The following is a 13,972-nucleotide window of genomic DNA, read 5'->3' on the forward strand; positions in this document are numbered from 1 at the left end:
CTATTTGTCCTCATTTAAAAAATCTACTGCTGTTAAAATATATACCTTGGCACAGTCAATAATGTCTTGAACTTCTGCTCTTTCGTTAAATCCATGAATTGTTTCAAGGATTGCCGGTCCATATTGAAGAACTGGTATATTATTTTGTCTAAAATATCTAGCATCTGAACATGCCCATTGTAATACTCCATAGGCTTTTTGGTTTTTAACATATGAAATATTATCTACTGTATATTTGCAGACTGGATCTTCTGCAGGAGTATAGTTTGCATTTGATTTAAAACCTGATTCTTCAAAATCATATTCTATATCAAGACTGTTTAAAATATCTTTAACATCTTTTAAGAATTTATCTCTTTCTATTCCAAAAGGAAGTCTTGAATCTATTTCAACAAGGCACTTGTCTGCAATTACATTTCTAGCTGTTCCACCCTTGATAACTCCAAGGTTAAACGAACATCTTTCAAAAATTTGAGCAAGTTTTTCTCCGTTTACTTCTTTTTCAATTACATATTGCTTAGATACTTCTATAAGTTCTTCTAGTTCTTCTGGAACTTCTATTTTTTTATCTGTATATTCTCTTAATTTATTTATAGCTAGAATAGCATTTTCAATAGCAGACTTTCCTGAAAGTGGAGCCAAGCTACCGTGTCCTGGTTCTCCATAGACTGTCAAAGTAAAAGCTCCTGAACCTTTCTGTCCAATAGTTGGATTTAAATCTCCTGATGGTTCTGCTATTAAAGCTCCATCTCCTTTAAGAAGTTTGTTTTCAAAAAGATAAGGGACTCCAAAATCTGTTCCTGTCTCTTCGTCTGGCACTACTGCAAGTGTCAAGCTTCCATTTATATCTATATTGTGTTTTTTTAGATAGATTAAAGAGAAAATCAATCCGCCTAAACCACATTTCATATCAGAAGCTCCACGACCTCTTAATATTCCATCTACGATTTCTCCTTCAAATGGGTCAAATTCCCATTTAGACATATCTCCAACTGGAACTGTGTCAGAATGTCCACAATAAATTAGATTTTTGCCCTCATCATTCCCAATTTTGGCTATTAAATTTATCATCTTGTCTGCACTTTTATGAACTTCTACTTCTATTCCAAACTCTTCTAGTAAATCTTTTATATATTTACTAATAGCTAAGCTATCTCCTCCAGGATTTTCGCTAGGTATCTTTATTAAGTTCTTGCAAATATCTAGCAATAAATCTTTGTCCTGATCAAAATATTTTAATAAGTCTTCTTTATTCAAAATTTCTACCTCCTGGTATAGCATTTATTAATTTTTTTGTGTAATCTTCTTGTGGATTAGAATAAATACTTTCGCTCGGTCCTCTTTCGATTATTTCGCCCTTATTCATAACTAAGATTCTGTCACAAAAGTACCTAACTACATTCAAATCATGAGATATGAAAATATAACTTAAGTCAAACTCTCTTTGAAGTTTTATTAATAAGTTTAAAACTTGAGCCTGTATAGACACATCAAGAGCTGATACCGGTTCGTCTAAAATTAAAATTTTTGGTTTTAAAATTAAAGCTCTCGCTATATTTATTCTTTGCGCTTGACCTCCTGAAAATTCATGAGGAAACCTATAAGCTAACTCTTTCCTAATTCCTACTTTTGAAAGTATATCGAGTGCCATTTCTTCCCAATCTTTACTAGATCCTATATTGTGTATTTTTAATGGCTCTATGAGTAATTCTATAATTCTCTTTTTGGGATCAAGAGAAGCTATTGGGTCTTGGAATATCATCTGAATATCTTTTCTTAAAGCTTGCAATTCTTTATCAGAAAGTTCATCTATATCTTTACCTTCTATATAAATTTTCCCACTTGTTTTTGAAATTAAATTAGTTACAAGTCTTGCTGTTGTTGATTTCCCACAACCACTTTCTCCAACTATTCCTAAGTATTCACCCTTGTATAATTTAAAGTCTATATCATTTACTGCTGCAAATACTCCAGCTTTCTTAAAAGGGCCAGATTTTAACTTATATTCTTTTTTAAGATTTTCAACTCTTATAATTTCTTTTTTTTCTGTATTATAAGTCATTCTTAGCCTCTCTTTCTTTATCTATTGAAAAGTGTTTATAGCAAGTACATCTTACATAATGGTTTGGTGAGACTTCTCTTAGTTGAGGATTTTCTTCATGATCTTCTTCTTTTAAAGATCTAATCCTATCAGCTATAACACACTTACTTCTATCTATATTTTCAACAGCTGGAACTGTACCTTCAATTACATTTAAAAGCCCATCATTTTTTGATCCTGATGGTATAGAATTTATAAGCATTTTTGTATAAGGGTGGAGTGGATTTTTAAAAATTTCTACTACATCAGCCTCTTCTACAATTTCCCCAGCATACATTACACAAACTCTATCGCATATATTTTTAACTACATCAAGATCATGTGTTATTAAAACTATTGATGTATCAATCTTTTCTCTTAAATCTCTCAATAAGTCTAATATCTGTTTTTGAACGGTCACATCAAGAGCGGTAGTTGGTTCATCAGCTATAATAAGGTTTGGATTTGATGCTATTGCCATGGCGATCATAACTCTTTGTCTCATACCACCTGAAAATTCGTGAGGATAAAGTTTTATTTTTTTTGCTGCATCTTTTATTCCTACCATTTCAAGTAGTTTGATTGCTTTTTCTATAGCCTCTTTTTTTGTCATTTTTTGATGAAGTCTTATTGCTTCTACTAGCTGATTTTGTATTGTAAATACTGGATTAAGCGAAGTCATAGGGTCTTGAAATATCATAGATATTTCATTTCCCCTTAACTTTCTCATCTCTTTTTCACTTTTATTAGATAGCTCTTGCCCTTTATAAATTATGCTTCCGTCTAGGATTTTCCCATTTGGAGGAAGTAGTTTCATTATTGATGTAACAGTTACAGACTTACCTGATCCACTTTCTCCACAAATTCCTAATATTTCACCTTTTTTTATGTTAAATGATACATTTTCTACAGCCTTAAGCATTTTTTTAGATACTTCAAATCCTATAGACAAGTTTTTAACATCTACTAATATATCTTTATTAATTGTATTTGTTTGCATTTTCCTCCTCCTAGTTGAGTCCAAACTACTTGCCGCTTTTTGGATCTGAAACATCCCTTAAAGCATCTCCAAATAAGTTAATTCCTAAAACTGATAAAACTATAGCAAGACCTGGAAATATAGAAATATGCGGTGCTAAAACTAAATAGTCTTTACCTTCTTGTAGAATACTTCCCCAAGATGCTGTTGGTGGTGCTATTCCTAATCCAAGATAAGAAAGTGCAGCTTCTGATATTATTGCTCCTGCAACAGACATTGTTCCATAAACAATTATTGGAGTAACTGCATTTGGAAGAATGTGGCTAAAAATAATCCTGAATTTTTTTGCACCAAGCGATTCCGTTACCTCTATATAATCTTCTTCTTTTATAGCCAAAACCTGACCTCTCGTTATTCTTGCAAATCCTGGTATATTTCCTATTGCAATAGCCAGTATTGTGTTGAAAAGACCTGATCCAAAAACCATCATAAGAGTTATTGCAAGAAGTATAAAAGGAAAGGCAAACATGGCATCCATGATTCTCATTATTATAGAATCAAGAGTTCCTCCAAAATATCCTGCTATTAATCCTAGTAATACTCCTATTAAGCATCCAACCAATATAGCGGCAACTCCTACTATTAAAGAAACTCTAGATCCATATAATATTCTTGAAAATAAGTCTCTACCATAGCTATCTGTTCCAAAGATATGTCCATCATATCCTGGTGGCATCATGGAATTTGCTACATCTATTTCATTTGGATCATAAGGAGCGATAATAGGAGCAAAAATAGCCATAATTACTATAATGCTCATTATTACAAAACCAACAATGGCAAGTTTATTAGCTAATAATTTTTTTAAAAATATAGAGAAGGGACTTCTTTTTTTATATTTTTTAACTTCAGCCATATTAATATTTTCCATTATTTCTCTCCTTCTATATCTATCTTTGGATTAACCAACTTATATAAAATATCTACAGCTAAGTTAACTAATACATAAATTATTGCTGTAAAAATAACAACTCCTTGTATAACAATAAAGTCTCTTTTGTCTATAGCCTCAACAATCAATCTTCCCATTCCAGGCCAAGAATATATAGTTTCAGTAAGAACTGCACCTGAAAGTAAAGATGATAATTGCATACCTACAACAGTAAGTAGTGGAATTGCTGCATTTTTAAAAGCGTGTTTTGTTACTATTTTAAAATTAGAAACGCCTTTTGCTCTAGCAGTTTTTATATAATTATTATTCATTACATCAAGAATTGAAGACCTCGTTATCCTTGCAAAGTTTGCCATCGGTATAGTGGCTAAGGTTATGCCTGGTAAAATATAATAAGACATATAGCTTAAAAATCCATTATCTAAAGACCCCATACCATTTGAAGGCAGCAATTGCAAATTAACTGAGAATAAAAGGGCTAGCATTATACCTAACCAAAAAACTGGGATTGATACACCTAGTAAAGATATTGAAGAAAGTAATAAATCAATTATACTTCCCTTTTTTAAAGCTGCCCATATTCCCATCGGCACTCCTAAAATTAATGCTATTAATAACGCAAAAATTGATAAACGTATAGTGTTTGGAAACCTTTCTGCTATTAATGAAAAAACTGGCACATTGTATCTATATGATGTTCCAAGATCTAGTTTTGCAAGATTTTTTAAATAATCAGCAAATTGAACCAAAATTGGTTTATCGAGTCCAAGTTGTGTTTCCAAAGCCTTTATGTCCTCAGCACTTGCTTGTGGTCCTAGCATAGCTGATGCTGGGTTTCCTGGTATTATTCTTGTTATAAAAAATACTATTAATGTTACTAAAAATATAGTGGGTATTATATCTTTTAATCTTCTCAATATATACTTTAACAAAGTATTTTCCTCCTATTTAAAAAATAAACGTGCATGGATAAACCATACACGTTTATTGGATTATTGATTTAACCATGTATTAGATGATCCATCAACTAAAACTATTCTACCATCTGGTCTTGAAACATATCCTTCAACCTTGTTTGAAAGTCCTGTTAAAACATCTTGATCATAAAGATCTAAGTGAGGTAAGTCTTCTGCGATTACATCTTGAGCTTGTCCATAGATTTTAGCTCTTTCTTCTTGATCTGTAACTCTTGATGCTTCGTCTAATAACTTATCAAGTTCAGGATTTGAATATCCTCCACCATTTCCTAGTGTTCCAATTTGATCAGTAGCAAGCATTTGGAATAAGAAAAAGTCAGGATCTGGATACCATGTCCAACCCATTATATAAGAATCTGCATTTCCTTGAGAAACTATATCACTAAATGTTCCCCATTCAGCACTCTTAATATTTACATTTATTCCAATTTTTTTCATTTGAGATTGGAAGATAGTAGCAACTGGAACCCTGTTAGCTGCTGTAATAAGTTCTAGGTCAAAACCATTTTCATAGCCAGCCTCTTTTAAAAGTTCTTTTGCTTTTGCAATTTGTTCTTCACTTCCACCACTTGCTTCTTTTACTTTTGTAGCAGCTTCTTCATTGTAGCCCCAAGATTTACTTGGTAGAGGTAGATAACCTTCTTTAGATTCATTGAATTTAAATACACCTTTTGTTAATTCTTCTCTATTTAATGCAAGGTTCATAGCTTGTCTAACTCTAATGTCGCTAGCTGGGTAACCTTCTCTAACATTAAATGAGAAATATCCAATTGACATACCTGGAATTTGGTCAAGTGTAAGGTCTTTATTTTTTTCAACTAGTGCAACGTTTTGTCCCTTTAATTGTGTTGCTATATCAATATCGCCTGATTGAATAGCATTACCCATCATGTTTTCATCTGTAATTATTGAGAACTTAACTCCATCAAGGTGAGGTTTTTCTCCCCAATAATTTTCATTTCTTACAAGTTCAACATAGGAATCTTTTTGCCATTCTTTAAAAGCAAATGGTCCAGTTCCTATTGGGTTTTCTCCAAATTTATCTCCTTGTCCTTCAACTTCTTCTCTAGGAACAATAACATTACCTGCATCAGTAAGCATTGCTAAGAAAGGAGAGAAAGGTTTTTCAAGGATTACATCTAATTCTGTATCACTCTTGACTTGGATATCTTTAATATATCTTATTCTTTTTAAAGCAGATTCATTAAGTGATCTCATTAGTGAGTACTTAACATCTTCTGCGGTCATTTTTCTACCATCTTGGAATTGTCCTTTTTGGAAATAAACATCATCTCTTAAGATAAATGTATAAACTGTTCCATCTTCTGAAATTTTCCATTCTTTAGCAAGATTTGGTACAAAGTCTGTAAGATCTGAATTATAATTAACCAAAGTATCAAAGATACTGTTCATAACATTTGATTCATACATAGCTGTATACTTAACTGGGTCAAGACTTGCTAAGTTAGCAGTTAGACCAATTCTTATAACTCCACCATCTTTTGCTTGAGCTTGTGAACTTTCCTTTGTTTGTTCATTATTTTGATTATTTGAATCATTTTTACCTGAGCAAGCTGTAAGCATTAACAATAAAACTAATAATAATGTAATTTTTTTTAAGTGTTTCAATCTTACTCCTCCTAAATTATTTTTATATATTTTTTGTATTATAGCATTAATACTTTAGCTTAGCAATAAGAAGTGCTATAATTTTATAAAATATATAAATATAAACCTAACAAAATCTTTAGCTATATATTAATATGATTCCATCTAATATTTATCTAAATTAGATTTACATATAGTAAAAAATTTTACAATAAAAAATAAATAAAGACACTTCTGTAAAGTAATCTTTATTTATCTATAAATTTAGTAATTTTCATTAAATTTTAAATTAAAGGCTTTCAATATATTTTTTCACATCTTGTCCTATGAAAAATTTATCTCCATCTATTAATATTGGTCTTTTTACCAGCATGCCATCTTTTGATAAGCGTTCTAATTTTTCGTCTAGGCTCATTTCTTTTAATTTATCTTTTAAATTTTCTTCTCTATATATTTTACCGCTTGTATTGAAGAATCTTTTTATATCTAGTCCGCTTTCTTCATACCACTTTTTTAATTCTTCTTTACTTGGGTTTTCCTTATCTATTTCTCTTGTTTGGTAGGAAAGTTTTTTATCTTGCATAAGTTTTTCAACTTTTTTGCATGTTGTGCATTTTTTATAACATATATATAGCATATTGATCTTCCTTTCTTTTTATAATTTTAAAAAATTATTTGCAATTTTTATTTGCTTGTATAATAATATTTTTATTAAATATCTAGTAATAGATTAATATATTACTATTATAAATCATTTTAAAGGATAGTGAAATTATGAAAAATTATTTTGATTTAAAAGATAGAGTTGCTATTGTAACTGGTGCTTCTTCTGGCCTAGGTGCTCACTTTTCTAAGGTCCTTGCTAGTCAAGGTGCAAAGCTTGCATTAATTGCTAGAAGGCTTGATCGTCTAGAGGCCTTGAAAAAAGAAATAGAAGAAGAGTATCAAACAGAGGTAAAGATATATCAAAAAAATTTGACCGATTTTAACAAGTTGGAAAGTCTCGTTAATGATATAGAAAATGATTTTTCTAAAATTGATATTTTAGTTAATAATGCTGGTATGGCTCATGTTGCTCCTGCTTTAGAAATGAAACAAGAAGACTGGTTAAAGATGCTTGATACAAATCTTTCTAGTGTATTTTTTATGAGCCAAGCTGTTGGAAAAAGAATGGTAAAGAATGGATACGGTCGTATAATTAATCTTGCATCCGTCCACTCTCAAGTTACTATGAAAACCGAAAAATTATCTGCAGATCAAATGATAGCCTATGTTACAACAAAGCATGGAGTAAGAGGTATTACTATTTCTCTTGCAGCTGGTTGGGCTAAGTATGGTATCACTGTAAATGCAATTGGACCTGGCTATTTTGAAAGTGAAATGACTTCTGCAATGCTAAAAAGTGAAAGTTTTAAAGAAACAATTCACGCAACTTGCCCTATGGATAGACATGGAAATCCAAAAGAACTAGATACCACACTTTTATACCTAGCATCTGAAAACTCTTCTTATACTACTGGTCAAGTTATAACTGTTGATGGTGGTTGGTTGACTTTATAGTTATTTAATAAATTATATTTTTTACATAAGCTTTTTGAGGTGAACTACATGAAAGAAATTAAATTATATTTTTCTGATAAGTGTCCTGATTGCCCTCCAATTATTAAAAGACTGGATGAATTAAATGTTGAGTATGAAAAGGTTAATATTACAAATTCCATGCCTGAGTTAAAAGAATTTCTTGCTTTTAGGGATAATGACAAGTTTTTTACTATTATAAAGGAAGAAAACAGGGTAGGAGTTCCTTCTCTGTTAATAGATGGCGAATTTTATGACCCTTATGAGATAGATCTTAATGACCTAAAAAAATAAGCACTGGTTTAAAAACCAATGCTTTTTTTATTAATCAAATTGCTTGTAGACCTTGTCTAATTTTTGATTTATCTTATTTATTTTTTCTTCTAATTCTGATAAAACTTTTTGCCCGTAGTCAATTTGTCTTTCTACTTCTTTGAAGGCTGTTCCTCCATAGGAATCTCTTTCTTTTATACTTTCTTCAACTTTGAACTGAGAAAGATCTTCTAGTTCAACTGGGAAGTCTATATTTTTTAAGTCTTCTTTATTTATATCTTTAAATTCTTTATTATTGTTTTCACAATATTTTACAAGTCCACCAACAATTTTATGGGCTTCTCTAAATGGTATTTTGTTTTTTACCAAAAATTCTGCTATGTCAGTTGCTTCTATAAATCCTTTTTCAACTTGTTTTTTCAATACCTCTTCTTTAAAGTGACTTGCTTCAATCATTCTTGCAAATACATAGATTGTCCTATCTAAGGTATGAATGCTGTCAAATAAGGCTTCCTTGTCCTCTTGGTAGTCCTTGTTAAAGGTTAAGATTGTTCCCTTTAATACTGTTAAAATATTTACAAGATTTCCTATTGTCCTTCCAACTTTTCCTCTTGCAAGTTCTGCAAGGTCTGGATTTTTCTTTTGTGGCATTATGCTTGATCCTGTGCAGAATTCATCGCCTATTTCTATAAAAGAAAATTCTTGTGAGTTAAAGATTGTTATTTCTTCTGCGAATGAACTTAAATGAGTCATAGTCAGTGCTGCTATATATAAATATTCTACAAAATTATCCCTGCTTGCAACTGTGTCCATGGCATTTTCTGTCGGTTTATCAAAGCCTAAAAGTTCTGTTGTTATAAATCTATCAGTTGGCAAAGTTGTTCCTGCCATTGCACAAGCTCCAAGTGGATTTTCTGATAATCTTTTGTATAATTCTAAAAGTTTGTCGCAATCTCTTTTTAGTCCTTGGAAGTGGGCCATATAATAATATCCACATGTTATAGGTTGAGCATGTTGAAGGTGGGTAAATCCTGGCATTATTTTATGGTTTTCTTCTTTAGCTTTTTTTAATAAAACATTTAACAAATCTGTAAGCTTGCCTAAAGTATTTACAACAGACTGTCTTAAAAATAATGTTTCGTCCAAGGCATTTTGGTCATTTCTACTTCTTGCTGTGTGAAGTGCCTTGCCTGCTTCTCCAATTTCTTCTATTAATTGAGCTTCGATAAGCATCATTATATCTTCATTTGCTATATCAAGTTCAATTTCATTCTTGTCTAATCTTTCTCTTACAATTTTTAAACCCCTAGAAATTTCTTCATAAGTTTTTTTATCTATAATATCCTGCTTATAAAGCATAGTTACATGAGCAAGACTGCCCAAGATACTATATCTATATAGGACATGATCAAAACTTAATGATTCATTGTAATCCTGTGTAAAATCTGCCATAGATTTAGAAAATCTACCACTCCATAAATTTGCCATAATAACCTCCTAATTTTGATTTTCTTTTACAAGACCGTATTTTCTAACTGATATCTTATGCAAGATGTATATAATTAACATTAAAACTATAATAGATACAAAAATAATTAAATTAGATGCTAAATGTCCTGCAATTATAAATGTAATAAAGGCAATGATACCAACTGTTAGCGAGTAAGGAAGCATACAAGAAAAGAAATCCATATGGTCTCCTCCAGCACCAGTTGATGCAAGCATAGTTGTATCTGAAATTGGTGAAGATGAATCTCCAAAAAGTCCTCCACTACTTACTGCTGCAACAATTACTGATAGTGATACTCCTAGCTTATATGCCATAGGAATTGCTAATGGAATTAAAATTGCCATAGTTCCCCAAGATTAACCTGTAGCAAAAGACATAAGGCATGCTATCAAGAAAAATACTGCAGCTAACATTTGTGGACTTAAAAAAGACTCAGTTATTTCTAATATATACTCAGCTGTTCCCATTTCGGTACTTATTCCACCAAGCGACCAAGCAAGTGTTAGTAAAACTGCCATAAAACCAGCACCACTAACCCCGCTTAAAAAATTTGACATGCAATCTTCAAAGCTCATAACCTTTTGAACTAAACACATTATTACTAAAAATATTGTGGCAAGCAAAAATCCTGCTGCAATTGATGCCCTTATCATATTTCCTGGAACAACCTCAAAAGGAAATCCATTTAAAAATAAGTTTGTAAATATTGTTGCAACCATTATCACTAGAGGTATAACCATTATCCTAACAGGCACTTCTTTTCCATCATTATTGTATTTTTCACTGACTGTTTTTCTCATCGGAGTTCCGCCTGCTCTCATAGTTTGACCTGTCTCCATAGCCCTGTTTTGAGCTTTTAACATAGGACCATAATCAAATTGAGTAATAGCTAAAAACCCGCCATTATTAGTCCAAGTATGGCATAAAAGTTAAAAGGTATTGCCCCTACATATACAGACCAACTTGTAAGATCATTTATATTTAAATTGTTTAATTCTGTTTCAATTAGACCCATTGAATAAACTCCCCAACCAATAATTGGGATAAGTGCTGCATCACATATACTAGTTATGTCTAATATATAGGCAAATTTTTCTTTAGAAGTTTTTAATTTATCTAAAATTTCTTCAAAAATTGGTCCAAGGATTAAAGCATTGCCAGTATCCGTAAACCAGATTACAAGTCCACCAAGCCAAACTGAAAACTCTCCCTTAGCTCTAGTATTAAGTTTATTAGTCATTGACTTAGCAAAAGAGTTTGCAGCACCAGTGCTTGTTAGTAAGGCCACAAAGCCACCTATTATTGCCATCATAAATATTGTTTGTGCATTAGAATCTTCTGCAATTTTTACATACATAAAATCAGATATCATGCTCACAAAAGCTGTGAATGGATTAAATGAATTTATAATTAAAGCACCAAGATATACCGAAGTTAGTAAAGAAACTATTACATTTTTTGTTACAACTGATAATATTATTGCAACTAGCGCAGGTAGCAATGATAAAAATCCATAATAAATTGTAGTATCTTCCATATTCTCTCCCCCTTAAAAAAATATACAAAAAAAGTCCCTACTAAGGGACGTTTTAACGTGTTACCACCCAAATTCGTAATTAAAAAAATTACCTCATTTAGCTTAAACTAAAGCTATAACGTAGCCAACGTGTGAACTTATGTATTCATTCCATGCTCCGAGTTTCTTTTTGGTTATTATCGCCTAGTTTTTTTCAGCAAGCAAAACCTCTCTGTGAGTGCTCCAATAACCTACTCATCTCTTCATCGCAATTTATGAAATAATAACAAATATTTAATATAAAGTCAAATAAAAAAAGTCTGGTAGTGATTTTCTACCAGACCTTATCTCTTTATAAAACTTCTTCTGCAACTTCTCTGCAAAGAGCAATCTTTTTCCATTGGTCTTCTTCTGTCAAAGCATTTCCTTCTTCAGTTGAAGAAAAACCACATTGAGGTGAGATGCAAATATTTTCTTTTCCTATATATTTACTTGCTTCTTCTATTCTTCTTTTTAAATCTTCTTTCTTTTCTAGCTCTGGTCTTTTTGATGTAACAAGACCAAGTACAACTTTTTTACCTGCTGGGATTTTTGCTAAAGCTTCAAAATCTCCACTTCTCTCATCATCATATTCAAGATAAAAGGCTGAAACTTTTTCATTTGCTAGTAAAAAATCTGCTATCTTATCATATCCACCGCTAAAGTGCCAAGCTGATTTATAATTTCCCCTGCAAACGTGGCTTGTTATATTTAAATCTTTTGGAGCATTTTCTATTGTCCTGTTATTTATTTCTAGGTAAAGTTTTTTTAGTTCATCTACATTTTTGCCATTTGCTTCATATTCTTTTATTGAATCTTCATCAACCAAGGCTCCCCAAGTGCAATCGTCCAATTGAATATTTCTGCAACCAAGATCATATATCTCTTGGAAAAATTGTCCGTAAGCTTTTGCAACATCTTCTATAAATTCTTGGTCGTTTTTATAAATTGAATCTTCTTTTCCAATTTGAGTATATACATTTCTTAAAAATTGTGCGGGTGCTGGTAGGGTTTGTTTTGCAGATACTTCATCATCTTCAAATTCTTTCACAAATTTAAAATGTTCTAAAAATGGATGAGATGTTCCTGTGATTTTTCCAACTATCTTAACCCCTTCTGGTCTAAGACTTGCTCCGTGGAAATGGATTATATTTGCATCTTCTAACTCATATTTTTCTACACCATTTAAACCCCAGAAGAAATCATAGTGCCACCAGCTTCTTCTAAATTCTCCATCTGATATAAATTTTAAGCCTGCTTCTTTTTCTTTTTTTATTAATTTTGTAATTTCTTGGTCTTCAACTTTTTTCAAATCTTTTCTTGTAATTTTTCCATTTTTAAAATCTTCCCTTGCCTTTTTTAAATTTTCTGGTCTTAAAAAAGATCCAACTACATCAAACTTATAAGGTGCTACTTTCTTTGTCATATTATCTAATCTCCTTTTGCTTTTTCTATTAAGAGTATCTTTTTTAGCAAGCAAGGACTAGTAAAAAATCTATAAAAAAAGTCCTTACTGTTATAAAAATAACAATAAGGACGAAGAATTTTCCGCGTTACCACCTATTTTGCATAAAAATGCCACTCTCAAGTACCAACATACTCTATCTCTATAACGGGAGATCCCGTATGAATCTAATATCGATCCATCCTATCAGAGGCCATGTTCGTCTAATCATAAATTTTGTCCTTCTCAGCTAATTGGACTTCTCTGTAAAAATCACTCATAGATTACTCTTCTCATTATCTAGTTTAATTTTAACTTAGAAGATATATTAACACCCTTTAAAAAAACTGTCAACATATTTTTTTATTTATTTTAATGTCCATCTTTAAAAATAATTTTTTGATTTTCATAGTCTATTTTTTCTATTCTGACAATAGAATAGACATCAAGACCTGCTTCTTCTAGCCTTTTTCTGCCAGGTTGAAAGCTTTTTTCAACGCAAATTCCAATTCCTACAACATTTGATCCTGCTTGTTTTGCCAAGTCTACTAGACCCAAAGATGCTTCTCCATTTGCAAGAAAGTCATCAATAATTAAAACTTTATCATCTTTTTTTAAGTATTTTTTTGGAACCAAAACATCTGATGTTTTTCTTTTTGTATAAGAATAAACTTTCGCATGATAGCAGGCTTCTTTTTCTAAGGTCGAAGGCTTGGACTTTTTTGCAAAAAGCATAGAAACATTTAGTTTTGTAGCTAAAATAATTGCTGGAGCTATTCCAGAAGCTTCTATTGTGAGAATTTTTGTTATGCCTTTATCTTTATAATATTCATAAAATTCATCTGCAATTTTTTTCATAATAGTTGGATCAATCTGCTGATTCAAAAAAGAATCAATTTTTAATACATTGTTTGGATAAATAATACCATCTTCAAGTATCTTTTCTTTTAGATAAGACATTCTCTTCTCTCCCTTTGCAATCATAAACTATAAATTTCTAATCTTATAAATAATGA

Annotated in this window: 13 protein-coding genes, 1 pseudogene and 2 other annotated features; of the genes and pseudogenes, 2 read left to right on the forward strand and 12 right to left on the reverse strand. The window is 31.2% G+C overall.

The window, feature by feature from the left end:
* The 7 genes from HGPB_RS02850 to HGPB_RS02880 all read right to left on the reverse strand — a co-directional run bounded on the left by HGPB_RS02850 (window position 1) and on the right by HGPB_RS02880 (window position 7,233).
* Window positions 1-1,257 carry a M20 family metallopeptidase gene (locus HGPB_RS02850; protein ID WP_019132178.1) on the reverse strand — a complete coding sequence of 419 codons (1,257 nt, stop codon included), beginning with the start codon at window positions 1,255-1,257 and terminating at the stop codon, window positions 1-3.
* On the reverse strand, window positions 1,250-2,062 hold the full coding sequence (locus HGPB_RS02855; RefSeq protein WP_019132179.1) for an ATP-binding cassette domain-containing protein: 813 nt from the start codon (window positions 2,060-2,062) through the stop codon (window positions 1,250-1,252). Before HGPB_RS02855 ends, HGPB_RS02850 begins: the two co-directional genes overlap by 8 nt.
* The gene (locus tag HGPB_RS02860) at window positions 2,052-3,080 is read right to left on the reverse strand and encodes an ABC transporter ATP-binding protein (protein ID WP_019132180.1); all 1,029 of its coding nucleotides are present in this window, start codon (window positions 3,078-3,080) and stop codon (window positions 2,052-2,054) included. Before HGPB_RS02860 ends, HGPB_RS02855 begins: the two co-directional genes overlap by 11 nt.
* A gap of 25 nt (window positions 3,081-3,105) precedes the next feature.
* Window positions 3,106-3,990 (reverse strand): ABC transporter permease, encoded by an 885-nt coding sequence (locus HGPB_RS02865; RefSeq protein ID WP_019132181.1) that lies wholly within the window; start codon window positions 3,988-3,990, stop codon window positions 3,106-3,108.
* The gene (locus HGPB_RS02870) at window positions 3,990-4,943 is read right to left on the reverse strand and encodes an ABC transporter permease (RefSeq protein WP_019132182.1); all 954 of its coding nucleotides are present in this window, start codon (window positions 4,941-4,943) and stop codon (window positions 3,990-3,992) included. The genes HGPB_RS02865 and HGPB_RS02870 overlap by 1 nt, the downstream gene beginning before the upstream one ends.
* Before the next feature lie 60 nt (window positions 4,944-5,003).
* Window positions 5,004-6,617 carry an ABC transporter substrate-binding protein gene (locus HGPB_RS02875; RefSeq protein WP_019132183.1) on the reverse strand — a complete coding sequence of 538 codons (1,614 nt, stop codon included), beginning with the start codon at window positions 6,615-6,617 and terminating at the stop codon, window positions 5,004-5,006.
* Window positions 6,618-6,885: 268 nt separating this feature from the next.
* A complete protein-coding gene (locus HGPB_RS02880; RefSeq protein ID WP_019132184.1) occupies window positions 6,886-7,233 on the reverse strand; it encodes a Spx/MgsR family RNA polymerase-binding regulatory protein in 348 nt (115 codons plus the stop codon).
* A gap of 137 nt (window positions 7,234-7,370) precedes the next feature.
* Between HGPB_RS02880 and HGPB_RS02885 the strand changes: the two genes are divergently transcribed.
* Together HGPB_RS02885 and HGPB_RS02890 are read left to right on the forward strand one after the other, a co-directional pair.
* The gene (locus HGPB_RS02885) at window positions 7,371-8,156 is read left to right on the forward strand and encodes an SDR family NAD(P)-dependent oxidoreductase (protein WP_019132185.1); all 786 of its coding nucleotides are present in this window, start codon (window positions 7,371-7,373) and stop codon (window positions 8,154-8,156) included.
* Between the two features lie 48 nt (window positions 8,157-8,204).
* Window positions 8,205-8,468: a glutaredoxin domain-containing protein gene (locus tag HGPB_RS02890; RefSeq protein ID WP_019132186.1), complete on the forward strand. Its 264-nt coding sequence runs from the start codon at window positions 8,205-8,207 to the stop codon at window positions 8,466-8,468.
* Between the two features lie 30 nt (window positions 8,469-8,498).
* On the opposite strand, the gene argH is transcribed toward HGPB_RS02890, so the two are convergent.
* From argH to HGPB_RS02910, 5 genes and pseudogenes are all read right to left on the reverse strand, one after another.
* Window positions 8,499-9,935: an argininosuccinate lyase gene (gene argH / locus HGPB_RS02895; protein WP_019132187.1), complete on the reverse strand. Its 1,437-nt coding sequence runs from the start codon at window positions 9,933-9,935 to the stop codon at window positions 8,499-8,501.
* A gap of 9 nt (window positions 9,936-9,944) precedes the next feature.
* Window positions 9,945-10,820, reverse strand: a pseudogene (locus HGPB_RS08940) (Na+/H+ antiporter NhaC family protein).
* A gap of 26 nt (window positions 10,821-10,846) precedes the next feature.
* A complete protein-coding gene (locus HGPB_RS08580) occupies window positions 10,847-11,494 on the reverse strand; it encodes a hypothetical protein (RefSeq protein ID WP_081578454.1) in 648 nt (215 codons plus the stop codon).
* 40 nt (window positions 11,495-11,534) lie between these two features.
* Window positions 11,535-11,749, reverse strand: a binding site (T-box leader).
* A gap of 76 nt (window positions 11,750-11,825) precedes the next feature.
* Window positions 11,826-12,938: a 5-methyltetrahydropteroyltriglutamate--homocysteine S-methyltransferase gene (locus HGPB_RS02905; RefSeq protein ID WP_019132189.1), complete on the reverse strand. Its 1,113-nt coding sequence runs from the start codon at window positions 12,936-12,938 to the stop codon at window positions 11,826-11,828.
* A gap of 103 nt (window positions 12,939-13,041) precedes the next feature.
* Window positions 13,042-13,265 (reverse strand) — a binding site (T-box leader).
* Window positions 13,266-13,328: 63 nt separating this feature from the next.
* Window positions 13,329-13,916, reverse strand: coding sequence for a xanthine phosphoribosyltransferase (locus tag HGPB_RS02910; RefSeq protein ID WP_019132190.1), 588 nt, complete (start codon window positions 13,914-13,916; stop codon window positions 13,329-13,331).
* Window positions 13,917-13,972 lie beyond the last annotated feature (56 nt).

It is taken from the genome of Peptoniphilus obesi ph1 (assembly GCF_000311865.1).
In the GTDB taxonomy this organism is placed as follows: domain Bacteria; phylum Bacillota; class Clostridia; order Tissierellales; family Peptoniphilaceae; genus Peptoniphilus_E; species Peptoniphilus_E obesi.

Excerpts from the sequence above, each read along its gene's own strand:
- HGPB_RS02855 (WP_019132179.1), bottom strand. The coding sequence starts at position 2,062 with ATGACTTATAATACAGAAAAAAAAGAAATTATAAGAGTTGAAAATCTT.
- HGPB_RS02860 (WP_019132180.1), bottom strand. The coding sequence starts at position 3,080 with ATGCAAACAAATACAATTAATAAAGATATATTAGTAGATGTTAAAAAC.
- HGPB_RS02865 (WP_019132181.1), bottom strand. The coding sequence starts at position 3,990 with ATGGAAAATATTAATATGGCTGAAGTTAAAAAATATAAAAAAAGAAGT.
- HGPB_RS02880 (WP_019132184.1), bottom strand. The coding sequence starts at position 7,233 with ATGCTATATATATGTTATAAAAAATGCACAACATGCAAAAAAGTTGAA.
- HGPB_RS02885 (WP_019132185.1), top strand. The coding sequence starts at position 7,371 with ATGAAAAATTATTTTGATTTAAAAGATAGAGTTGCTATTGTAACTGGT.
- HGPB_RS02890 (WP_019132186.1), top strand. The coding sequence starts at position 8,205 with ATGAAAGAAATTAAATTATATTTTTCTGATAAGTGTCCTGATTGCCCT.
- argH (WP_019132187.1), bottom strand. The coding sequence starts at position 9,935 with ATGGCAAATTTATGGAGTGGTAGATTTTCTAAATCTATGGCAGATTTT.
- HGPB_RS08580 (WP_081578454.1), bottom strand. The coding sequence starts at position 11,494 with ATGGAAGATACTACAATTTATTATGGATTTTTATCATTGCTACCTGCG.
- HGPB_RS02905 (WP_019132189.1), bottom strand. The coding sequence starts at position 12,938 with ATGACAAAGAAAGTAGCACCTTATAAGTTTGATGTAGTTGGATCTTTT.
- HGPB_RS02910 (WP_019132190.1), bottom strand. The coding sequence starts at position 13,916 with ATGTCTTATCTAAAAGAAAAGATACTTGAAGATGGTATTATTTATCCA.